A 21,904-nucleotide genomic window follows, 5' to 3' on the forward strand; every position below is an offset into this window, starting at 1 on the left:
CCGCACCGCCTACCCCAGCGTGGGGGCGTCGTGAAGCGGTGCGACGTAGGCGAAAGCGGTCGGATCGCTGATTTGGGGTAGAGGGGACGGTTCGGGACTCGGCCGTTCGTCCGTCGGATCGCTCGGTCGCTCGCGCGGCGAGTCTTCGCCGAGTTGGTGTTTGCGGTAGCACTCCAGAATGTCGTCCCAGCGACGCCGGAAGGCCTCGACGACCATGGGATCGAAGTGGCGACCGCTCTCGCGTTCGATGAATCGGGCGGCTTCCTCGGGCGGGATCGCGTCTTTGTAAACCCGCTTGGACGTCAGGGCGTCGAAGACGTCCGCGGCGGCTACGATTCGGGCGGAAAGCGGAATGGCTTCGCCCTGCAAACCGTCCGGATAGCCGCGACCGTCCCAACGCTCGTGATGGTGCCGCGCGATCGCGGCGGCCGTCATGAGGAACTTCCCCGCCGCGCCGACCTGCGAGCCCATGCTCAACGTCTCATACCCGATCACGGTGTGGGTCTTCATGACCTCGAACTCTTGCTCCGTCAGCTTGCCCGGCTTGAGGAGGATGGAATCCGGAATGCCGACCTTGCCGATATCGTGCAAGGGGGCGGCGCGGTAGATGTCGTCGGGAAATCGGGAGCCAAGCCCCGCCCGAGGGTTCATGGCGACGATCTCGGCGGCCAGAATCCGAGAATAGTGCCGCATCCGCGTGATGTGGTCGCCGGTCTCGGGGTCGCGCGAATCGGCCAGGCGGGCCAAGGCCGTGATGGTCAGGTCCTGCGTCTCCAAAACCTCCCGCGTGCGCTCGGCCACCAGTCGTTCCAAGGCTTCGTTGAACTCTTGAATCCGGGCATTGGCCTGCCACAGCTTTTCCATCATGTCGCGCAGGCGAAACAACACGCGGAGCTTGGCGAGCAGTTCGTCGTGCCGGAACGGTTTGACCATGTAATCGTCGGCGCCCGCCTCGTAGCCCGCCAAACGCTCGGAGGCCGAACCTTTGCCGCTGACCAAGACCACTTGCGTGAAGGGACCGATGGGGCTTTGCTTGATGCGGCGGCAGGTTTCGTAACCGTCCAAGCCCGGCATCATGATGTCCAACAGCACCACGTCGGGAGAAACCGAAATGAGTTGGTTGAGGCAGTCCTCGCCGTTGGTGAAGGCGGTGACGTCGAAGTCTTCGCTTAACAGCTCCACCAGGATTTCGCGGTTGATCTCGCAGTCGTCCACCACCATGATTGAGCGCTTCGGCATGGTCGAACCTCGCCTGGAACTTGCAGAGCAGCCTGGTTCATCGGTCGATCCAACATTATCAGCCCCTTTTTCGGAGCCAATTCATGATCGTAAGCCAAGGCATCATGCCGGTCCCGCCCGAACTTCTATTGGAAACTTTAGGTCACGATCGGGGTGACCGCCCGATTGTCGCGCAACCGCCGGATCAAGCGGAGGTCCGATTCTTATCCGCATAATCGGCGGAATCGGCGCGATCGGCGGTCGCCCCCGGTCCTTGACCGGCGGACGCCGGGCCAGCACGATGAACGATTCCGTTCGCATGATCGCGAGTCAGGAATTTTCCCGCCCCCAAGCGGGGCCGAGGGTGCGTTATGAGCGTTGCTGAAAGCAAAAGCATCGACGTCTCCACGGTGGAGCGGATGTTTTCGGAGCAGGTGGGTGGAACGCCGGATTGGGTGGTTCGGGCGCCCGGTCGAGTCAACCTGATCGGCGAGCACACCGATTACAACGAGGGTTTCGTCCTGCCCATGGCCATTGAACGGGCCGTTTGGGTCGGACTGCGGCGCCGCGCAGACCGTTGGGTCCGGGTGTACGTCGCTGCGGAGTCGCGGTGGCGCGAATTCCACCTGGACGCCTTGCGGCGCGAAGGGACCGCGCCGATCGAGTACGTCAAAGGAACGGCCTGGTCGCTCGGCGAGGAGGGCCGCTTTTTGCGAGGCTGGGAGGGCGTTTTGCTGGGCGACGTGCCGATCGGGGCGGGGCTTTCGTCCTCGGCCGCGATGGAGGTGGCCGTCGCCCGGGCCTTCGCCGCCGCCTCCGATCTGCCCTGGGATCCCGTGAAGATGGCCTTGGCGGCCCAACGGGCGGAGAACCGTTGGGTGGGCGTGCAGTGCGGCATCATGGACCAATTGATCTCGGCCCACGGCAAACAAGGCCATGCCCTGCTCATCGACTGCCGCACGCTCGAGTGCCAACTCGTGCCGCTGCCGCCGGGGGTGAAGGTGGTGATTTTGGACACGGGCACGCGGCGGGGACTGGCGGATTCGGCCTACAACGAACGTCGCGAGGCGTGCGAATCCACCGCCGCCCGTTTCGGACTGAAGGCCCTCCGCGATCTGACTTTGGACGACCTCGCCGCCCGATCGGGAGAACTGGATTCCGTGACCGCCCGCCGGGTCCGGCACGTGGTCAGTGAAAATGCAAGGACCGTGCAAGCTGCGGAGGCCATGCGCAAGGGTGACGCGGAGACGCTGGGACGCCTGATGATCGCCGGCCACGAAAGCCTGCGCGACGATTATGAGGTTTCCAGCGACGCCTTGAACGCGATGGTCGAGATCGCCTTGTCTCAGCCGGGATGTTACGGCGCTCGCATGACCGGGGCCGGTTTCGGCGGATGTGCGGTGGCTTTGGTGGAAGCGAGCGCGGCGCCCGGCTTCGCCGAAACCGTCGCCGACGAGTACCGCCGACGCACCGGGAATCAGCCCGCCGTGTACATTACCGACGCCACAGCGGGGGCGGATGTGGTCGTCGATCGCGCCGCCGCTTCTTCCACCGCCGGCTGACGCCGGCGGCTCCAAGTATCGCTAGCGCAATCCAAGAGCCACGAGCGTAAGCTGGTGGTGGATCTTGGGTTGCGCCGTGACACCTCCAGCTTACGCTGGAGGCTCTCGTGTTGCGTGATGGCGCCGGGAAATATGGAGCCACCAGCGTGAGCTGGTGGTGGCCGCGATGCCGAACGGAGGGCTGCGCTCCGAAGTAATCGCGACCCCGAACCCGCCTCATCGGGTTCACGAACGGTTGGGTTGTAGGGACTGTGCCGCCTGAGTCGTATTATCCCCACACTGGGGATTATTTCATTCCAAACAAAAAGGGGCACAAGCAACCGAGCTTATCCTAGATTCTTGTTGATAACCGGGATCGGCGTCGCGAAACGACGCGGGGGTACAGGGCTTTTCCGGCTGAAAGCGGGCGACCGTAACCTCAAGGACGCAGGGCGGAAGTGCGTTCCGTCCGCGTCCGACTCTTTTATCCGACTCTTTTATCGGAGTATGTTCCCTTGCGGTCGGGTACGGCGAATTCGCCCCGGCAGCATACTGAGTTCGGTCTGTTGAAATGCTTGGCGCTGCTATGTGTGAAAAATGCGTGGAAGAGTCGCGTCCGGAGAGTGTCGCGGAGCGACGCATCTTTTTTCGCTTGCTTCCGGTAATTTTCGGACTCGCCATCGTTCTCTTGGGATTATGGACGGCCCACGCGGTTAGTCGTACCGAAACGCTGAAGCGATCGCTTGTGCGTCAGGAGGCGGAGGACCGCTATTCCGCGGCGGCGGTTGCCGCCTTTCGCCGACAACTCGATTCCTTGGCCGCGATCGCCAAGAACGCGTGCCTGTTGTATGCCGCCAGCGACGAAGTGGACGCCGAGGAATGGGCGACGTTTCGGCGCATCAACGCCGTGTCTCATCAGCCCGGTTTGGATAGCATCGAGTATCTCCCGTCCGAGTGCGTCTCCGCGGAAATGAGGAGTGCGATGCGGAAACATGGTTCCGATTGGAGTGCCTCGATCGCCTTGTTCGATTCGGGGGAGTCGGGCGGTGAACCCGGCGGCACGCGGCGACTTCGGATGTGGATGCCCGTCTACAATAAAGCGGCGATAAAGGGCGCAACGAGTTCCCGCGACGGTGACGCCGAGCCGACTCTGTTTTCCGGCTTGAGCGACGATGCCGAAGCGGGCGACGCGATGGAGGAACTCGCCGCGATTCGTCCCTCCGGTTACATCGTGATGAAGATCGATGCCGGCGAACTGTTGGATCGTGCTCGGTCCGATTTGGCCGCCGCCAATTTGGCGCTCCATTGGGGGCACCCCGACGGCGTGGCGAGTCGATGCGTCGCCTATACCGGCGACCCATCGCTCCTTCACCTTCAAGCAAGGGATTCCCGAACGGAGGGCGCTGCCGGGGGCGATTCGGCCGATTCGGCCTGCCGGTCGCCGGACTCCGGGGCCGCCAGGGTTTTGCGGAGGCCCGTACAGTGGGGGCTTTCCCCGCTTTGGTTGACCGCGGTTCCTCCCCGGGAGTTGGCAAGCGATTCGTCGCGGCAGGACACCGGCCTCGTTTGGGCCGTGGGAGGTTTGGCCACGTTGGCCGCCGCGGGGCTGATGCTCGGCTTCTCGCGATTAGGATCCGCCGTAAAACGCGCCCATCGCGTGTTCGCGGAGACGCTGGCCGAGAGTCGGCGGCAGTACCACGTCCTATTCAAATCCACCCTCGAAGGGCTGATGGTCTTGGACGAAGACCTGCGGGTTTACGAGATCAATCCCGCCGCGGCACGCTTGCTTCGCACCGATGCGGAAAAGGCGACGGGGCGACGATTGGACACGCGGGTCACCTTGGAAGGCGGCGCCCTGCGTCGGCAGGTCGGTCGCGTTCTCAGTTGGCGCGTGCCCGAATGCGGACAGTGGCGTTGGACGGCGGGCGGCACGCTCTACGAAATCGACGGTTCGCTGGCGGCGGTGCAAATCGGCGGGCGATGGAAGTGCCTGACGGCCTTTCATAACGCGACGCAACAAAACGCCGCGCGGCGGGAGTTGGAGGCAACCGCCGAATCGCTTCAGGAGGCCAACGCGCGGCTCCGGGCGTACTCGGAGGCGGTTGAGCGCTCCTCGCGCGACCGCATCGCCTTCGTGGCGAGCATGTGGCACGAAATCCGCTCTCCTCTCTCCCTGATCGTCAGCTACGCCAGGCTCTTGCAGGAAGGATGCCGCCAAAACGCAATGGATCGGTCGTCGTCTTGCTCACTTCCATGCGGTTGCGGAAGCGACGCGAAGGAAAACGCCGACTCGGTGACGCGATGCGAAGCGGTGGAGGCCGTCTTGAACAACGGCGAGCATCTCCTGCAACTGGTCAACGACATCCTCGATTTCTCCAAATTGGAGGCGGGCCAAGTGCGGCTGGATATCCGGCCCGTATCGCCGCGCGACGTGATCGAGCAGGTGATCTCGATGTATCGCATCCGCGCCCGGGACAAGGGAATTCGCTTGGAAATCGCGACGGCGCCGAATGTTCCGGAACGCATCCTGACCGATCCGCTGCGATTGCGGCAAATCATCGCCAATCTGACCGATAACGCCATCAAGTTCACGCAACGCGGTTTTGTGCGGATCGAGGCCGACTTCGCGGAGGGCAACGCCGGCGAACCGAAGCTTTACATCCGCGTTCGCGACACCGGCATCGGCATGAGCGAGGAACAACTCGGGCGACTCTTTCAACCGTTCGCCCAGGCCGAGGCGAGCACCGCGCGGAAGTACGGCGGCACGGGACTGGGGCTGGTCATTTGCCGCCGCCTGGGGCGCCTTTTGGGAGGCGATGTCTGGGCCGAAAGCGGGCCGGGTCGGGGGACCGTCTTTCATGTTCAGGTGGCGGGCAAGATCGCCCAGGCCGAACCGCCCGAGGCCGATAGCCCGACCGACAGCGATCGAAACGAATCCGATCCTACGGCGGAAGACGCAAGCGGCGTCGATTCCCTCACCGAGACATCCTGTCCCGTCCGGGTACTCTTGGCCGAGGACTCCATCGAAAACCAACGGCTGATCCGGCGGTTTTTGGAACGCGACGGCGCGTCGGTCACGACGGTGGAGAACGGACGTCTGGCCGTGGAGGCCCTGGCGGCGACCGCCCGGCCCGACGCCGACGGCGAACCGCCCTTCGACAACGTGTTGATGGATGTGGAAATGCCGGAGATGGACGGTCCCACGGCGGTCCGCGCTTTGCGACGGTCCGGTTGCGAGTTGCCGATCATCGCCCTGACGGCGCACGGCGATCCGGATATCCTCCGCGGGTTTGTGGAGGCCGGTTATACGGGCTACCTGGTCAAGCCGGTCACTTCGGCGGAATTGTGGCGGGAAATTCGCGGGCGATTAGCGCGGCGAGCGGCGGACCCCGTCGCGACGTAGACGCTTTTCGGTCGGGCCGTCTCCCCGCGATCGGGGCGAGTTGCGACAATGTCGGTTTTGCGGCGGGACGCATCCGGCCGCGCGTCGAACGGGCGGACGAATCATGAGGTTGGCATGCTGAAGCGAATTCTGGTCACCGGCGGAGCGGGGTTTCTCGGCTCCCATCTTTGCGAGCGACTGGTCGAGATGGGCCATGACGTGATCTGTCTCGACAATTTTTTCACCAGCCAAAAGGCCAACGTGATGCACCTTTTGGATCGGCACAACTTCGAGCTGATCCGGCACGACATCACGCTGCCGATTTGGTTGGAGGTGGACGAGATCTACAACTTGGCGTGTCCGGCCGCGCCCGGCCATTACCAATACAATCCCATCAAGACGATGAAGACCTCGCTGATGGGCTCGATCAACGTGCTGGGGATGGCCAAGCGGTGCCGGGCCAAGGTCTTGCAGGCCTCCACCAGCGAGGTCTACGGCGACCCGGAGGTTCACCCGCAACACGAGTCGTATCGCGGAGCGGTCAATCCGATCGGTCCGCGGGCCTGCTACGACGAAGGGAAGCGGGCGGCGGAGGCCCTGTTCATGGATTATCACCGCATGAACGGCGTGCCCGTCCGGATCGTTCGCATCTTCAATACCTACGGTCCCCGCATGCACCCCTACGACGGACGCGTCGTTTCGAACTTCATCCGCCAGGCCTTGGCAGGCGAGGACATCACGATCTACGGCGACGGTTCGCAAACGCGGTCGTTCTGCTACCGCGACGACATGGTGGAGGGGATCATCCGCATGATGAACGTCGCGGAGGACTTCACCGGTCCGGTCAACCTCGGCAATCCCGAGGAGTTCACCATCCGAGAATTGGCGGAGTTGGTCTTGGAGTTGACCGGTTCGAAATCGCGACTGATCTTCAAGCCTTTGCCGCCGGATGACCCGACGCGACGGCGTCCGGATATCACGCTGGCCCGGAAAAAGCTCGATTGGCGGCCCACCATGCCGCTGCGAGAGGGACTGGCGCGGACCATCGCCTGGTTCCGGTCGATCGACGTCAGCCAATATCGCCCGCCCACCCCGCGGTATTGAAAATGGCGCCGGGCGTCGGGCGTCGGACCCGTCGCGGCACTTTGGCGCGCCGGCAAAAACGGAGCCTTCGACGGAATCGATCGGCGAGCGACAAGGCTTCAGCCCGAAGCGGGTGTCGCCTCCGGCCCCTCGTCGTCGCGGTTGCGTTGGGCCTGACGCCGCGCCTCTTCCCAGGCCGCCTTCTGAGCCTCCAGCGAGGTCGGCGCCGCGTCGGAGCGGACCGCGCTCAAGTACCAATCGGAAGCCCCCGCCGCGGGAATCGGCAACCGATTCATGGTGAGGATCAAGAAGAACGTCTTCTCTTTCCCCTGCTCGTCGCGGTAGGTCACGGCGTAGCTTTGCACGACGACGTCGCTTTCGTTGTCGCGGTAGATTCGCTCCGTATTGAACCAGCGGATTCGACCGTCGTTCCGCTTTCCCAGGGCGACCAGGGCCTGGGTCTCCTTGCGTCCCAGGAAGGCTTCCAGATCACGGCGGGCGGGTTGTCCCGTCGCGTACTTTTCCGGCAAGGTATCGTCCAAGGGTTGGCGGAGGGGGGCGGACATGCTGAGTTGATGGGCGCGGAGCAGGTCGCCCGACCGAACCATCTCCAACCAAGTCCGTCCGAATTGCCGGGCTTCGGCGTCGATCAGAGCGCGATGCGTGAACCACTGTGCGGGCGCGGCGCCCAGCAAAAACAATCCGAGGGCGGCGCCGATCCACGCGGCGGTCCGGCCCAATCGCGGAGGCTCCTGCCGGCGAATGGAGACTTCGGCCCAAACGCCGAGTATTAAGGCTGCGGCGGGAAGGAACCAAAGAAACGGAGAGAAAAAGGCCAGGGGGGAAAGCAGACCGACGATCAAGGCGGACACGGCCAAGCCGCTCAACGGGCGGTATTCGGCGGTCTCGGTCGCGGCCAAGGATGCCTCGGGTTGACGGAATGCACTCATACGGCGGCCTCACACGCTGCGGCGCTGTGATGTCTTGCGCAAGAGCCCTCCGCCGCCGATGGACGGGGCGGGCTTGCCGAAAAAGCTACGCAGGAGAGGCCGGGACGGTTCGCGACCGGGAGCGGGTCAACTCGCGGCAGGCTAGCGAGCCTCGGCCCCCGACGCCTTGAACCCGCTGCCGCTCTCCACCTGGCTTTTGAGAGACTCTTGTCGCTTCTGATAGACCTGGAAGATATTGTTCCTGCCGGGAAAGGCGGCGATGTTGGCGCCGTAACTGGCGGCCTCTTCGGCCGACACCGTCCGCGACAAGGCTCCGCGAGACATCAGGCTCGCCATCAGCCCCCAACGCAGACCGAGGGGCAATCCCTGATCGCTGACCAGCGCGGTACCGAAAGGCGAAGGCCCCAACGGCGCGAAATGGAGCGAAAACAGCAAGAGGGCATTGAAAGTGCCGGCGCACGAAAGCGCGGACAACACCGTGAACGTCCGGTCCACATAGATATTGAATTTCACCGAAACGCGCGAGATCACGGCGGTCAGGGAGTGCAGAATCACCATGAAGACCGCGAACGTCCCCCAGAAGGCCAGGAAGTCGTAGAAGTACGTCAATTCCGACCCGGCGGTATCTTCCAGAAAGCGCGCCGCCGGTTCGAAGAAGTTGGTCGCCAGCAATCCCGCGAAAAGGATATTCCACGCCCTGATGAACGTCCCCCAGGCACCGTCGCGGAGAGCGAAGGCGATGAACGCGGCGAGAACGGCGAGGTTGATGAGCAGTAGGATCATGGCGAACGCCTCGTATCGGGTCGAGGATCGGCTTGTACGCAGCGAACCAGGGATGCGGCTTTACGACTTTTGCAAAATCCGCTGAAGCTCCTCCAACGTGGTAATCCCTTGGGCGACCAGCAAAACGCCTTCCTCTTGCAGGCTGACCATGCCCGCGGCCTTGGCGGCCTTGCGGAGCGTGGCGTAGTCCGGTTTGCCGGCCAGGACTTTGCGGACCGTATCGTTCACCACCAGCAGTTCGTAGAAAGCCGCGCGTCCCAAATAGCCCAGTCCGCGGCATTGGGGGCACGGTTCCGGGTGCTCTTGCGTCGGTGCGCCGGGCCGATAGAGGGCTTGCACGCGCCCCGGCGGGATGCCCAACCGCTGAAGCAATTCCGGCGGCGGGGGGTACGCTTGCTTGCAGGCGTCGCATAGCCGACGCAGGACCCGCTGATTCAACACGCCGATCACCGCCTTGGGAAAGGCTTGCGAACGGGGTTGCAGGGCGGCCAGGCGAAGTAGCGCCTCGCAGCAGTCCTTGGCTCGAACCGTGGTGATGATCAGGCGATCGTTCTCCACTTCCCGCGCGGTCAGTTCCAAAACTTCGCCGTCCGGGATGTCGCGGAAGACCACGACGTTCGGTTCCAGGTGGAACCACTTGTCCAGCATATCCGGCAGGAGGGCGCGTTCGGCGGCCTTGTAGGTGTGAACGTGGACGTTTTCCACGGGCTGATAGACGGCGTTCTCCTCCTGGATGGCGATCCATTCCCGCGCGAAGCGGTCGGCGGAGGTCAGGGCGCACGTGACGGTGGTGCGCAGGCCGTGTCCCGGCGGGGCCGAGAATACGAGCATGCCGCGATGCTCGTGGAGCAACTTCGCAAGCTGCTCCTGGAGTTTGGGACGCATGCCCAGGTCTTCGAGTTTTCGAAAGCGGCTCTGCTTTTCTTGAATGCGGAGGAGGACCTTCTCTCCGCCCGAGACCCCTTGAGAAAGGAACGTGGCGGAGAGCGGGACGTCGGCGTATTTGAACTCGAAGCGGCCTTCCTGTCGGTTGACGTGATCTTGCGGATTGAGGCCGCAGAGGATCTTCAGCGCTTCCACGGCGGGTAGGATTTGCGGGAGTTGCAAGGGTGGGGCGCTCATCCAGACGCCGTCGATTTCGTACTGGCAGCTAGCGCCGGCGGCCTGAATGTCGAAAACCGCCCCCTCCGCACGGCGTTCCACGGCGCCTGCCACCAGTTCACGTGCCGCCTGATAGCCGGGGTGCTGCCGCGCCGGGATCATGCGGAGATTGCGCACCTGCTCGTTCGGTCCCAGGGCTTGGAAGCGGATGGGGGGCGGGCGATCGTCCGGACCCAGTTCCACCACCTTCTTGCCCGACAAACGACCGATCACCTTGCGCACATGCAAGGGCGTGAACACGCGATCCTCGCGATCGACCTTACCGTTGCGATGGACCACGTACACGATGAACGGCACGAAGACCGCCAGCGTCGCCAGAAAAATCCCCACGGGGAAGATCGGCAGGACGAACCCGATGCCGAAAAAGACCGCGAAGACGAAAAACACCAAGGGATTCCAGAGTTTGGCGTTGAGGTGCAGTCGCTGCACGTCCTGGTTGACCCAATCTCCGATCTTGACCCAGAGAAGGTAAAGGACGATGAAAGCGGTCAGCTTCCACAAGCTGAAATAGAAGCCCGGTCCGGACCAGCCCGATTGGGCCAAAGGCAAGGCCGAGGGCGCGAAGGCCTGCGCGAAGGCGGGGACGGCGGATCCCCCGACCGCCGCGGTCGCCGCGAGCCTCAAGGTTCGTCGCAAAACTGTTCGCGGAGGAAACGTCCAAGGTTGCATCAAAGGATTCCCGGCTCTTTGACTTCAATTCCCTTCAGGGCCATGCTCAACGCTTCCGGATTGGGCGCGACCTCGAAGGCCGTCGCCCGATCGATCAACCGCCGTTCCACCAGTTGCTTCAGGCTGAGCGTGAAATCTTGCATGCCCTCCTGATAACCCAGGCGAATCGCGTCCGGCAACTTGTGATCCTGCCCCTCCAGGATGAGCTTCCGCACGGTGGGGTTGAAGATCATGATTTCGCAGGTGGGTACCCGCTGCACGCCCTCCTTGATGGAAGGCAGCAGTTTTTGGGCGATGATGGCCTTCATGTTGAAGGCGATGGCGCTGCGGATGGCGCTGTGCATTTCGCTGGGGAAGAGGTCCAAGATACGTCCCAGCGTGCTGGGGGCGGTGGAGGCGTGGATGGTTCCGAACACCAAGTGCCCGGTCTCCGCCGCCTGGATCGCCGTCTCGAACGTCTCCCGGTCGCGCATTTCGCCCACCAGCATGACGTCGGGGTCTTCGCGCACGGCGTGCTTCATGCCGATCATGAAGTCCTTCACGTCGATGCCGATCTCCCGCTGATTGATCAGGCACTTATCCTCGGTAAACGTGAATTCGATGGGGTCTTCGAGCGTGAGGATGTGTTTGCGATAGTTGCGGTTGATCCAATTGAGCATCGAGGCGATCGTGGTGCTTTTACCGGAACCGGTGACGCCCGCCAAGAGGATCATGCCCTGATGGAACTTGCACAGTTCCTCCAAGATCGGCGGCAGGAAGAGCTTTTCGAAGTCGGGGATGTAGTTGTTGATGCGCCGCGCCACCAGACCCAGGTAGCCCATCTGTTGCAGCACGTTGACGCGGAATCGCCACCGGATGTCGTCGATCTGGACGACGTAAGCGAAGTCGCAACCGCCGTCCTCGTCGAGAATCCGCCGCAACCGCTCGTCGAGCATGGGGAAGATGAGGCGGACCATCTCATCCTCGTCGATCGGCTCGCGGTTCAAGGGGCGGAGCGTGCCCGCCACGCGGACGAAGGGAGGTCGCCCCACCTTGAGATGCAGGTCGCTCCCTTGCAGCTTGACCAGGGCGCGGAAGAGCTTGTCGATTTCGAGATTCGACGGGCGCTTGCTGAATCGTTTTTTGTCTTCTTCGATGGGAATGGTCATGGGCCGAAAACTCGGATGATCCGTTTGGTCGTATCGCGATAAGCCGTCCCGTCGCCCGGCGCTCCGCTCGCACCGCGTGACAAGTCGCGGCGGCGCCCAAGCGGCGAAACCTATATCTTCCTTTGCCGGGGGGTACGGTTTCAAGCGGGTGCCGCGGTTCGCCGCGGCGCCGTGCCGTCCGCGGTCGGGTTGCCGTTGCGCGGCCGCCCGGTCCGAAAACGCCTCACAGTCGAATCGGGATTCCTTGCGAAGCCAGGTACTCCTTGGTTTCGCGGATAGTGTACACGCCGAAATGGAAGATTCCGGCGGCCAGGACGGCATCGGCTCCGGCTTTTAGGATGGCGTCGGCCATGTGCTGCGGGCAACCCGCCCCGCCGCTGGCCACTACCGGAATGGTGACCGCCTCCGTCACCGCCCGCGTGATCTCCAGGTCGTAGCCGTCGCGCGTACCGTCGGCGTCCATGGAGGTGAGCACGATCTCGCCGGCCCCCAATCGCTCGACCTCGCGTGCCCAGGCGACGGCCTCCAAACCCGTGCCGATCCGCCCGCCGTTGATGTGGACCTCCCAGAACTCCCGACCGTCCCGCATTACGCGCTTGGGGTCGATGTTGACCACGATGCATTGGCTGCCGAAGCGCCGCGCGGCCTGAGCCACCAACTCGGGATTGCGGCAGGCCGCCGAATTGATCGAGACCTTATCGCAACCGGCCTGAAGCAGATTGCGGATGTCCTCCAGGTTGCGGATGCCGCCGCCCACGGTCAAGGGCATGAACACGACGTCCGCCGTGCGGCGCACCACGTCGAGCATGATGTCCCGCCCCTCGTGGCTGGCCGTGATGTCCAAGAAAACCAGTTCGTCGGCGCCTTCGGCCTCGTAGCGCCGGGCGATTTCGACGGGGTCGCCGGCGTCTCGCAGGTTCAGGAAGTTCGTGCCCTTGACCACGCGGCCTCGGTCCACGTCCAAGCAGGGGATGATACGCTTCGCCAACATGTGCGTCGTTTACAATGAAAAGAAGCGATCTTCCAACCCAGGAAGCCGCGCGCCTTCACGGCCGCGCTCCGCCGCGGCATGCCGGGAGGGAAGGCACGGCGCCGCCGCGAAGGAAAACCGGGAACGGCCGTCGTTACGGAATCTCTCTCCAGCTTTCACTTTAAGTCGCCGGTCGGGATGGGTCAACCGGTTGAGCGGAGCCCTTTGCGTTGTTCCCATCTCGCATGATGGATTGAAGTTAGGAAGGCCCTTTCCTGCCTCCTCGCAAGTCCCATCAATGCCGCGAGATGGGAACAACGCAAAGGGCTCGAGTAACACGAAAAAAGGTTGACGCGAATTCGGCTCAGTGTATACTAGAGGGCTAAAGTCAACCTGAGAATACGCGAAGTGCGATGCAGCGTAGCGAGCCCAGTTATTCTAGTTTCTAGTGCGTGCTTCGGCACAGGTTTTTGCATAAGCATTTGCGGTGCAAAGCGAATCTTAAAGCGAGGCGGCTGCATCTATGCGAAGAACTTTCGATCTTCCTGTGCACTTGCAAGAGCAACTCTTGCAACTTGCGGAACATTTGCCCGAAAAAGCGCGGGCAGGCTTCCTTAAGCGCACGGCTGCGGCATTGAGTGATCTAACTGTGGAATATAAGAACACGCTTGTCTTTGCCGTTGTCGGATGGATGCTCGGCGAGTTGTTGGACAACCTTCTTTCCGTCCGCATACCGTTCACGGACTTCGTATTCGAATTAACTGCCGACCAACTTAGCAACCTAGGTCTGTTAACAGGTATGGTTTACGGATTGTCTAAAGACAAAAACGAAGAGGCCACAAGGCGAAAAGTGGCCGATAAAGTGGCCGATATCGTTGCACAAGAATTGCGTCGTGCCCTTGCTTCCGCATAGGTTACGCTCATGAAGGACTACAACAGAATTGCTACCGAAGCCCTAAAAGGTGCTTCGAAAGGCGCGCTTCTCGCTTCGGCGGCGTCCATCGTCAGTGGCGTTGCTATGGCTACTGTTCCTATCAAAGTTCTTGGGATTGTGACGGTTGCAACAGCAACCACAGTTGCTGCTCCGGTTGTCGGCGCAATCGCTGTAGGGGGTGCGGTTGTCGGAGGTGCGGGTGCGGCTTATGCCGCTTATCGCAAACAAGCCAAGATTGAAAAACAGTTCCGGGAGGCGACAAGTGAGTGACGGCACCGCTAAGCGCCGCATCCGGGCCGTCAAAAAGTACACACGACGGCGTCAAAGCGAGATGCCTTCCTTTCGATGCTGCGCCTTCTCCACTTTTCGGCCTGTTTGGGGTGGCGTCGGGCAGGGCGGCAAGTGCTCTTCTCGGCGTGAGTTTGAGTCGTTGCATCATCTTGCGGCCGACCGATGAAAAACACGCTGCAAGCTTCGGGATGGTCGCTGCTGCACGTAATCCTGTGGGTGTAGCTCTGAAAGCAGTCAAGCCGAGCCCAACGGCAACCCGTAAGCTAACAAGAGTGTCGTTAGTAGACGTTAGTGGACGGTTGAACCGTTTCACCACGGTGAGGGGTGTGTTGCGCAACGCCCAACCGGACCGTCGGTTCTTGCGGTCGCGAAACATCCTTTCGGTGTTCATCCGCCGCTCGTAGAAGTCTGCCAACTTCCTCACCGAATACGGCGGATCGCTCGTCGAGAATCAGCAGAGGCGTGCCAATCCGGCGCGTTCAAACCCGCAAGACACCGGCGAAATCACCGTGATTCACGGCGACCCAATTTTGGCAGACTGACGCCGCCGATCCGCACCGTCGCCGAAAGCAAATTGCCCAAGGTTTTGGTCCGGCTTTTTCGCAGTCCGAAGCATCACCGGCAAAGCAGTGCAGGGCTTACTCGCCGATCATGGCGGTTTCGTCCGCTTGTGGTGGTTGAGTGTGGCGACTCCCCGCGCAACCTTCTGCCAACGAACCACTTCCGAGGGATGGTCAATTCCGTTTCCCCACGCGCAGGTTGGGATAGGATAGGTTGAGCGAGGTGTGCCGACGGGCATCGGCGGGCGCGCCGATCGCCGATCCGCCCCAGTGTTTGCCGAACATTAAGTACGCCACGCCGCGGGATGTATCGCATGGCTTTCCCTTCCCCTCAATCCAGCGCATCGAAGACGCGGTTCGGTTTCCGGTCCGCAGGCTCCTTTCTTTGGGCCGTAATCCTTCCCCAATTGGCGGTCCTCGTCCCGTTTCTTCTGCCGCCCCTGTCGGCGCATGCGCGGTACGCTCCTTGGCTGATGCTGGCGGCGGGCGCGGCGGGACTGGCGTGGAACGGCGCCCGATTCGCTCGCGCTCTCGACGGCTTGCGATCGTTGCTCCGCGGTTGGGCCGACGGCGATTTCACGCCGCCTTCGGTCGCGGCAGGCGCCGATGCGCCGCGGGAACTTCGCGACTTGTGGGATACCGCCCGGGATGCCGCCGAATCCATCCGCCGGCGGCAAGCGGACCTGCGGTCGCGGGCCGAACGATTGGCCTCCGTCTTTCAAGCCTTGTCCGATGGATTGCTGGTTCTGGACTCCGAAGGCCGCATCTGGGCCTACAACGACGTTTGCCGCCGTATGTTGCGTTTGGAGGTCGCAGACCTGTCGGGCCGACCCATCGAGGCGGTCATCCACGACGCGAAGCTCATGGAATACGTGCGCAGTCTGATGACCACGGGCCGAGCCTCGCAAGTGGAAAGGGCCTCCGGCGATTCGGAGCAACGGACCTTCGAGGTGCAGGGCGCCGTCTTGCGAAACCCCAACGGCGACAACGCCGGCTTTCTGATCTGCTTCCGCGACGTGACCCGAATTCGCTACCTGGAACGCGTGCGGCGGGATTTCACGGCCAACGTCAGCCACGAATTGCGGACTCCGCTGACCTTGATTCACGGGTTCGTGGAGACGCTGCTGGACGGGGCGCTGGACGATCGCGATTCCGCCGCCCGATTCCTCCAAATCATTCGCGAACAGACGGAACGCCTGGACGCCTTGATGGACGATATCCTCAGCCTCGCCCGCCTGGAACGCGAGGATCAAGAACCGGTGCCGCTGGAACCGCTCTTGGTGCACGAGGTTCTGAGTGAAAGCTTGGATCTGTGCCGCGTCCGCGCCGAAGAGCGGCAAATGGTGTTGGAATTGAACGCCGACCCGGAGTTGGTCGTCTTCGCCAACCGTCGCTTGTTGGAGCAAGCGGTGGTCAATCTGATCGACAACGCGGTCAAATACAGTGATTCGGGCAAGACGATCCGCGTGCGGGCGGAGCGTCGCGGGCGGTGGGCCGAAATCGCCGTGGCCGATGAGGGTTGGGGCATCGAGAGCCGCCACCTGCCCCGCATCTTCGAGCGATTCTACCGCGTGGATCCGGGGCGGAGTCGCGAGTTGGGCGGCACCGGGTTGGGCCTTTCCATCGTCAAACACATCATGCAGGTGCATCACGGCGAAGTGGACGTCGAAAGCACGCTGGGCAAAGGCAGCGTCTTTCGCCTCCGCCTGCCGGTTGCGACGGGGGGCTTGTCGGCCGATGCATGAACCATCGCCCCGCCCGGTCGGCACCGGCGTCGGAACCGGAGCGCTGCCGCTTCGCGCGGTCGGGCCGATGCTTTGCCCGGGCGATCCGGTCGCTTACGTTGCGGTCGCCGGGGTTGGGTCGGATTTCTTCCGCTTGCCGTTGGCGCCGCGCGTGGCCATGTCGTACAGGATGGGAACGGTGATTTGCGTCAAAACGCCGGACACGAGGATGCCGCCGACGCTGGCAGCGCCGACTCCCACCCGCGGTTCCGCCCCGATGCCTTTGCCCAGCATCAAAGGCAGCATCCCCAACACGGCGGCCAAGGTGATCATCACGATGGCCCGAAACCGATCGCACGACGCTCGAATCATCGCCTCGTGCGAGGGGACGCCTTGCGCGACCAATTGATTGAACTGGTCGACGATCAGAATGGCGTTGTTGACCACGATGCCGGTCAGCATGACGATGGCCATCACGGCGAAGATGCCGAGGCTTTCTCCCATCAAATACAGGCCCCAAATGGAACCGATCAGACCCAGCGGCACGGTGACCAGCACCAGGAAGGTCCGCTTGAACGACTCGATGATGGCGGCAAGCGAGAGGAAGACCAACAGCACGGAGATCAGTCCGGCCTCGGCCAAACCGCCCAAACCTTCCTGCATGGTTTCGTACAGACCCGCGAAGGTGAACCGATAGCCCGGCGGGAACGCGACCTTTTCGTTCAACCGGGCGCTGATCTCTTGCACGGCCTTCCCCAAGGGCAGGTCGGGGGCCAGTTGCGAGGTCATCTTGGCGATGCGTTGCTTGTCCTTGCGGATGATCTGGATGGGCATGGTCCGCTCTTCGACGTTTCCCAGCGTGGCCAGGACGACGGGATATCCGTCCGCGCCGGGGAAGAGGAACCGGGCCACTTGGTCTTTTCCCTCCTGCTCCGCGAACTTGACGACGATGTCGTAATTCCTCGCCGTGGCGCGGGACTTGAACGTGCCCGCCTTGATGCCCTCCAAATTGCCGCGGAGAATCAACCCCATTCCCACGGCGGGCGATTGGATGTCGGCCAGGATGTCGCGGCGGGGACGGATGCGGATTTCCGGTTTGGGAGCGCGGACGGAGGTGTCGGGCGTCAGGACGCCGGGGATTTGCCGGGCTTCCGCCAGCGACACGAGCGCCAAGCGATCCAGTTCCCGCAAGTCCTGGCCCGCGATCTCCATTTCCACCGGGTTGGACTGACCGCCGATGATCGACGGGATGCTGACGGTGATGAGGGCGTCGGGGAAGTTCTCCAAGCGCCGCCGCACGTCGTCCATCAGATCGTAGATGGTGGCCTTCCGCTCGATCCGCTGCGAAAAGACCAACAGCACCTGGGCGATGTACACGCCTTCGCTGCTTTGGCCCAGCACGCCCTCGGCCTTGCCCACGGTGGTCAGGACGTGGCGCAGTTCGGGCACGTCGCGCAACCGCCGCTCCGCCTCTTGCACTTGGGCCACGGTGGCGTTGAGGTCGTAGCGGGTGGGGAACTCCAATCGCACGTAAACCTCGCCGCGGTCGGAATCGTTGAAGAATCCCGTCCCCACCTTCCCGGCCAAGAATAGCGAGTGGACGAACAGCGCCGTCACGCCTAAGAGGATCAACACGGCGGCCCAGCGGCGGTGCTCCGCGAACTTGAGCAACCAACGATAGACGGCCACGTTCGCGTCCAGCAGCCGATTGAAGCCCCGCTCCAACCGCGCCAAGACCGATCGCGAATCGGGTTTGGCGGGCTTCAGCAGCAGCGAGCACAGCATCGGCGTCAGCGTGAACGAGATGAACAGCGAGGCCACGGTCATGATGAACATCGTCATGGCCAAGGGGCCGATGAACAGACCGACCCGCGTCCGCATGACGGCCAAGGGGAACAGCACCACCACGTTGGTCAGGGCGCTGGCCAGCACGGCGACGAAGACCTCGGAGGCGCCGATCCGAGCGGCCTCCTTGGGATCGCCCGACTCTTGCAACCGCGCGACGATCGCCTCCAGGACCACGATCGAGTTGGTGACCAAGATACCCACCGACAAACCGATGGCGATCAGGGTGGAGGTGTTCAACGTGTAGCCCACCGCCTGCATGAAGAACAGACCGATGACGATCGTCAGCGGCATGCTGATGCTGACGACGATCAGCGACCGCAGGTTGTAGAGGAAGAAGAAGAGAATCGCGGCGGTGAGCACGATGCCGATGCCCACGTTCATCCAGGCATCCTGGTTCATGGCCTTGATGAACGTGCCGTCGTCGGAGACCCACTCCAGTTTCATTCCGGCGGGAAGGTCGCGATTGATGCGATCGAGGGCGCGGCGGACGCCGTCGACGGTGCGGACGGCGTTGGCGTCGGCCTTCTTGACGATCTTGATCGCGATGGCCTCGCGCCCGTCGAGGTAGGCGCGCTGCCGCAACTCTTCCGTGCCCAGCACCGCCCGACCGACGTCGCGGAGGTAGCACCGCTTGCCCTCGGCGTTGGCGATTTCCAGGTCGTTCAAGCGATCCAGTTCTTCATAGTCGGCGTCGAACTTGACGCTGTACTCGATCCCGTGCTCGCGGACGCGACCGGACGGAATGGTCCGCACTCCGGACTGCACGGCACGGACCACGTCCATGGTGGAAAGCCCGCGCGCGGCGAGTTTGTCGCGGTCCAGTTCCAGGTGGACCTCGCGCTTGGCGCCGCCGATGAGTTGGACGTCGGCCACGCCCTCCAACACGCTCAGGCGGTCCCGCAACTCGTTGTCGGCATAGTCGTACAGTTGATCCACGCCCAAATTGCCGGTCAGAACCAACGTGGCCACCGGTTTGGCGTTGATGTCGAATTTTTGAATGATCGGGTCTTCGGCGTCTTCGGGCAGGTCGCGTCGGATGAGGTCGATCTTTTCCCGCACGTCCGTGGCGGCGATGTCCACGTCCACGCTCATCTCGAATTCGAGCAGCGTTTGCACGACGTTTTCCATGCACACGGAGGAGACGTGTTTCAGCCCCTCCACCGAGGACACGGCATCCTCGATCCGCTTGGCGACGTCAATTTCCAATTCCTCGGGCGACGCCCCCGGGTAAACCGTCAGCACGGTGATGAAGGGGACGTCCAGCTTGGGCATCAACTCCAGGCCCATGTTGCGATAGGCGTTGACGCCCAAGATGGTCAAGCCGATGAACAAACAGCTTGTGGCGATGGGGCGGCGTACCGCGAAATCGGAGAGAGTCATCGAGCGGCCTCCTCGATCACGCGCAGGGGCGTACCGTCGCTGACGAGGGTTTGACCCATGGAGATGATGGGCGTACCCGCTTCGATTCCGGAGAGGACCTCCCACCAACCGTCGGTTTGCAGACCCAAGGGCGTGGCGATCGCGGTCGCCTTGCCGTCCTTGGCGGCGAAGACCAAGTTGCGGCCCTCCCGCTTGACGACCGCCCCGATGGGCACGCCCACGCCGCGCCGCGATTGCAGCAGCAGGGTGGACTGGGCTAGTCGCCCCGGCACCACCTCCGCCGGCGGGTTCGGCAACAGACACTTGACCTGGAAGGTCCGCAATTTAGGCTCGACGGTGGGGCTTTTATAGGTGACGGTCAACTCGCCGACCTCCGTCGCGCCCACCTTCACCCGCATCTTGCTTTTCCCCACTTCGATCCGATCGTAATACTCGGCGGGGGCGAAGACGCTGATTTCGACCAGCGTCAAATCGTCGATGCGAAGCACGGGCGTGCCGGACCCGGCGCTCTCGCCCGGTTCCTTCAGTCGCACGGACACTCGGCCCGAGATCGGCGCCACGACCAGCGAATCGGTGAAATCCTTTTCCGCGATCTTGACGTTCAGCCGCGCCTGTTCCAGTTGGGCCTTGGCCAGGTCGATCAACGTCTGCACGTGGCGGACGTCGGCCTCCAACTGCCGACATTGCGCCTGCTGGTGCTCCACCACCTGAGTGGCGACGGCGTTGCGGGCGTTCAGGTCCCGGTAGCGGGCCAAGTCCGTCAAGGCCTGCTGTTGCGCCACCAAGGTCTTTTCCAGCAGGGCCTCCTTCTCGCGGACCGCACAGTCGGCCACGCGGAGTTGCTCCTGCGCAATGGCCACCGCTTGGGCCAACTTCACCGAGTCGGTCTGAAAGAGCTTAGTCTTCCCCGCCTCCACGAAGTCTCCCTCTTCGACGAAGATCTGGTCGAGAGTGCCGGGAATCCTCGCGGAAACCAGGGCGTAGCGCTTGGCCAAGACCGACCCGGAGATCGTCAACCTTTCCTCGAAGACCATCTCCTTGGCCGGCGTCAGCACGACCGGCACGGCCTCGACGGGGGTCGCCGATTCCTTCGCATCGCCGGTCGGTCGCGCCCCTTCGCTTGTGCCCGAAGTCGAAGTCTCCGCCCGAACCGTGCCGAATACTCCGGCGGCGGCGGCGACCACGATCGCCCCTCCCACCAAGAGCGCGGCCACGCCCAAGGTGACGAACAGTTGCATCAATCTTTTTCGATTAGCCTTCATGAGGTCGTTCCCCCTGCCCGTCTCCCGAACCTATCCCTCGCAGAATCAGGTCCATGAGTTCCCCAATCGAGGAATCTACGGGCCTTTGTTCCCCGGACTCTAATTGCCGTTCGATGCAGAATTGCGTGGCTCCTACCGCCATCTCGGCGGCGGAAACGGCGTTGAACTTGCGAAAACTCCCCTCCGCGATGCCCTGCTCGAAAATCGCGCGAAAGCGCTCAATGGCGAGCGAGTTCTTGCTTCGTCGGGAAGTGAAGCAAAGCTCTCGGACGTGCGGGTCGCGGAAGAGGAAGTCGAATAGGCCGCGGTGCTGTGAAAAGTGGCTGAACCACAAGCGGAGCATGGCCTCCAGTTTCTCCACCGCCCCCATCGAACTCTCGACGATTTGCCCCCCGGCCTCGATAGCCGGTTCGATGGACCGCTCGAAGACCTGCGTGACCAGTTCCTGCTTATTGCGAAAGTAGTTGTACACGCTGCCTTTGGCGATGCCGGCGGCCTCGGCCACTTTTTCGATGGTGAGGTGCTCGAAGCCGTCGGCTCGAAGCACGTCGAGTGCCGCCTGGAGAATCCCCTCTTTCATGGCGTCGCCGACCATTCTGCGGCAACGCTCCGTGAGGTTGGCCATTTTTTATTTCCTCCCCATTTTGCCCCTTCTGCCTGCTGGGGCGTGCCTTGACGCATTAGCCCCGACGGCGGTGGTGCATTTTTCCTTCTTCGACCAATCGGGTTGCATGGGCTTGGATTCGTTGTCGGCGGTTTCCTATCTTCTCATACGGATTCAAGGCCGAACGAGTTTTCATAAAAATGACCGCACATTCATTAATATGACCTATTCGTTTATGGGTCAAGCCTCGCTGCCGGTTTTTCCGAAAAGACTGAAAGTAGGCCCCGTGCCGGGTGTGCGGTTTGTGCCGCAGGTGGCCGTGCTCGATCGGATATCGCCTCGTTTGGGGTGCTTCGGTTGATTGGGAGGGATTCAAGGGGGCCGGCATTTTGGAGT

16 protein-coding genes are annotated in these 21,904 nt (G+C 62.7%); 7 read left to right on the forward strand and 9 right to left on the reverse strand.

Translation table 11 applies throughout. The annotated features are described in order from the left end of the window. Nucleotides 1-9: 9 nt before the first annotated feature. On the reverse strand, nucleotides 10-1,239 hold the full coding sequence (locus tag ACYQ6J_RS15410) for an HD domain-containing phosphohydrolase (RefSeq protein ID WP_460185076.1): 1,230 nt from the start codon (nucleotides 1,237-1,239) through the stop codon (nucleotides 10-12). A gap of 350 nt (nucleotides 1,240-1,589) precedes the next feature. Between ACYQ6J_RS15410 and galK the strand changes: the two genes are divergently transcribed. The 3 genes from galK to ACYQ6J_RS15425 all read left to right on the forward strand — a co-directional run bounded on the left by galK (nucleotide 1,590) and on the right by ACYQ6J_RS15425 (nucleotide 7,245). Next, nucleotides 1,590-2,780, forward strand: a complete 1,191-nt coding sequence (gene galK / locus ACYQ6J_RS15415; RefSeq protein ID WP_460185077.1) for a galactokinase — start codon at nucleotides 1,590-1,592, stop codon at nucleotides 2,778-2,780. Nucleotides 2,781-3,360: 580 nt separating this feature from the next. Beyond that, nucleotides 3,361-6,162, forward strand: coding sequence for an ATP-binding response regulator (locus ACYQ6J_RS15420; protein ID WP_460185078.1), 2,802 nt, complete (start codon nucleotides 3,361-3,363; stop codon nucleotides 6,160-6,162). A 114-nt stretch (nucleotides 6,163-6,276) separates the two neighbouring features. After that, nucleotides 6,277-7,245 carry a UDP-glucuronic acid decarboxylase family protein gene (locus tag ACYQ6J_RS15425; RefSeq protein ID WP_460185079.1) on the forward strand — a complete coding sequence of 323 codons (969 nt, stop codon included), beginning with the start codon at nucleotides 6,277-6,279 and terminating at the stop codon, nucleotides 7,243-7,245. 98 nt (nucleotides 7,246-7,343) lie between these two features. On the opposite strand, the gene ACYQ6J_RS15430 is transcribed toward ACYQ6J_RS15425, so the two are convergent. From ACYQ6J_RS15430 to hisF, 5 genes are all read right to left on the reverse strand, one after another. Continuing rightward, nucleotides 7,344-8,174 carry a DUF4190 domain-containing protein gene (locus tag ACYQ6J_RS15430; RefSeq protein WP_460185080.1) on the reverse strand — a complete coding sequence of 277 codons (831 nt, stop codon included), beginning with the start codon at nucleotides 8,172-8,174 and terminating at the stop codon, nucleotides 7,344-7,346. Between the two features lie 141 nt (nucleotides 8,175-8,315). Further along, a complete protein-coding gene (locus ACYQ6J_RS15435) occupies nucleotides 8,316-8,957 on the reverse strand; it encodes a hypothetical protein (protein WP_460185081.1) in 642 nt (213 codons plus the stop codon). 60 nt (nucleotides 8,958-9,017) lie between these two features. Beyond that, complete coding sequence (locus tag ACYQ6J_RS15440; RefSeq protein ID WP_460185082.1) at nucleotides 9,018-10,787, reverse strand: GspE/PulE family protein; 1,770 nt, start codon at nucleotides 10,785-10,787, stop codon at nucleotides 9,018-9,020. Then, complete coding sequence (locus ACYQ6J_RS15445; protein ID WP_460185083.1) at nucleotides 10,787-11,935, reverse strand: type IV pilus twitching motility protein PilT; 1,149 nt, start codon at nucleotides 11,933-11,935, stop codon at nucleotides 10,787-10,789. The genes ACYQ6J_RS15440 and ACYQ6J_RS15445 overlap by 1 nt, the downstream gene beginning before the upstream one ends. A gap of 223 nt (nucleotides 11,936-12,158) precedes the next feature. Further along, the gene (gene hisF / locus ACYQ6J_RS15450) at nucleotides 12,159-12,926 is read right to left on the reverse strand and encodes an imidazole glycerol phosphate synthase subunit HisF (protein WP_460185084.1); all 768 of its coding nucleotides are present in this window, start codon (nucleotides 12,924-12,926) and stop codon (nucleotides 12,159-12,161) included. A gap of 502 nt (nucleotides 12,927-13,428) precedes the next feature. Between hisF and ACYQ6J_RS15455 the strand changes: the two genes are divergently transcribed. The 3 genes from ACYQ6J_RS15455 to ACYQ6J_RS15465 all read left to right on the forward strand — a co-directional run bounded on the left by ACYQ6J_RS15455 (nucleotide 13,429) and on the right by ACYQ6J_RS15465 (nucleotide 16,435). After that, nucleotides 13,429-13,818, forward strand: a complete 390-nt coding sequence (locus ACYQ6J_RS15455; RefSeq protein WP_460185085.1) for a hypothetical protein — start codon at nucleotides 13,429-13,431, stop codon at nucleotides 13,816-13,818. Nucleotides 13,819-13,827: 9 nt separating this feature from the next. Next, nucleotides 13,828-14,109 carry a hypothetical protein gene (locus ACYQ6J_RS15460; protein WP_460185086.1) on the forward strand — a complete coding sequence of 94 codons (282 nt, stop codon included), beginning with the start codon at nucleotides 13,828-13,830 and terminating at the stop codon, nucleotides 14,107-14,109. Nucleotides 14,110-15,004: 895 nt separating this feature from the next. Continuing rightward, nucleotides 15,005-16,435: an ATP-binding protein gene (locus tag ACYQ6J_RS15465; protein WP_460185087.1), complete on the forward strand. Its 1,431-nt coding sequence runs from the start codon at nucleotides 15,005-15,007 to the stop codon at nucleotides 16,433-16,435. A 93-nt stretch (nucleotides 16,436-16,528) separates the two neighbouring features. On the opposite strand, the gene ACYQ6J_RS15470 is transcribed toward ACYQ6J_RS15465, so the two are convergent. From ACYQ6J_RS15470 to ACYQ6J_RS15480, 3 genes are read right to left on the reverse strand one after another with little or no spacing between them, the layout of a single operon-like run. Then, nucleotides 16,529-19,642, reverse strand: coding sequence for an efflux RND transporter permease subunit (locus ACYQ6J_RS15470; protein ID WP_460185088.1), 3,114 nt, complete (start codon nucleotides 19,640-19,642; stop codon nucleotides 16,529-16,531). Beyond that, nucleotides 19,639-20,904, reverse strand: a complete 1,266-nt coding sequence (locus ACYQ6J_RS15475; protein ID WP_460185089.1) for an efflux RND transporter periplasmic adaptor subunit — start codon at nucleotides 20,902-20,904, stop codon at nucleotides 19,639-19,641. The genes ACYQ6J_RS15470 and ACYQ6J_RS15475 overlap by 4 nt, the downstream gene beginning before the upstream one ends. After that, nucleotides 20,894-21,529 carry a TetR/AcrR family transcriptional regulator gene (locus tag ACYQ6J_RS15480; RefSeq protein WP_460185090.1) on the reverse strand — a complete coding sequence of 212 codons (636 nt, stop codon included), beginning with the start codon at nucleotides 21,527-21,529 and terminating at the stop codon, nucleotides 20,894-20,896. Before ACYQ6J_RS15480 ends, ACYQ6J_RS15475 begins: the two co-directional genes overlap by 11 nt. On the opposite strand from ACYQ6J_RS15480, the gene ACYQ6J_RS15485 reads away from it, so the two are divergent. Continuing rightward, nucleotides 21,516-21,869 (forward strand): hypothetical protein, encoded by a 354-nt coding sequence (locus tag ACYQ6J_RS15485; RefSeq protein ID WP_460185091.1) that lies wholly within the window; start codon nucleotides 21,516-21,518, stop codon nucleotides 21,867-21,869. The genes ACYQ6J_RS15480 and ACYQ6J_RS15485 overlap by 14 nt on opposite strands. Nucleotides 21,870-21,904: the final 35 nt, after the last annotated feature.

The organism is Thermopirellula anaerolimosa (assembly GCF_054657335.1).

What these genes read in the sequence shown, in the direction of transcription:
- ACYQ6J_RS15410 (WP_460185076.1), bottom strand. Translation starts at nt 1,239, where the DNA reads ATGCCGAAGCGCTCAATCATGGTGGTGGACGACTGCGAGATCAACCGC.
- galK (WP_460185077.1), top strand. Translation starts at nt 1,590, where the DNA reads ATGAGCGTTGCTGAAAGCAAAAGCATCGACGTCTCCACGGTGGAGCGG.
- ACYQ6J_RS15425 (WP_460185079.1), top strand. Translation starts at nt 6,277, where the DNA reads ATGCTGAAGCGAATTCTGGTCACCGGCGGAGCGGGGTTTCTCGGCTCC.
- ACYQ6J_RS15430 (WP_460185080.1), bottom strand. Translation starts at nt 8,174, where the DNA reads ATGAGTGCATTCCGTCAACCCGAGGCATCCTTGGCCGCGACCGAGACC.
- ACYQ6J_RS15435 (WP_460185081.1), bottom strand. Translation starts at nt 8,957, where the DNA reads ATGATCCTACTGCTCATCAACCTCGCCGTTCTCGCCGCGTTCATCGCC.
- ACYQ6J_RS15440 (WP_460185082.1), bottom strand. Translation starts at nt 10,787, where the DNA reads ATGCAACCTTGGACGTTTCCTCCGCGAACAGTTTTGCGACGAACCTTG.
- ACYQ6J_RS15445 (WP_460185083.1), bottom strand. Translation starts at nt 11,935, where the DNA reads ATGACCATTCCCATCGAAGAAGACAAAAAACGATTCAGCAAGCGCCCG.
- hisF (WP_460185084.1), bottom strand. Translation starts at nt 12,926, where the DNA reads ATGTTGGCGAAGCGTATCATCCCCTGCTTGGACGTGGACCGAGGCCGC.
- ACYQ6J_RS15455 (WP_460185085.1), top strand. Translation starts at nt 13,429, where the DNA reads ATGCGAAGAACTTTCGATCTTCCTGTGCACTTGCAAGAGCAACTCTTG.
- ACYQ6J_RS15460 (WP_460185086.1), top strand. Translation starts at nt 13,828, where the DNA reads ATGAAGGACTACAACAGAATTGCTACCGAAGCCCTAAAAGGTGCTTCG.
- ACYQ6J_RS15465 (WP_460185087.1), top strand. Translation starts at nt 15,005, where the DNA reads ATGGCTTTCCCTTCCCCTCAATCCAGCGCATCGAAGACGCGGTTCGGT.
- ACYQ6J_RS15470 (WP_460185088.1), bottom strand. Translation starts at nt 19,642, where the DNA reads ATGACTCTCTCCGATTTCGCGGTACGCCGCCCCATCGCCACAAGCTGT.
- ACYQ6J_RS15475 (WP_460185089.1), bottom strand. Translation starts at nt 20,904, where the DNA reads ATGAAGGCTAATCGAAAAAGATTGATGCAACTGTTCGTCACCTTGGGC.
- ACYQ6J_RS15480 (WP_460185090.1), bottom strand. Translation starts at nt 21,529, where the DNA reads ATGGCCAACCTCACGGAGCGTTGCCGCAGAATGGTCGGCGACGCCATG.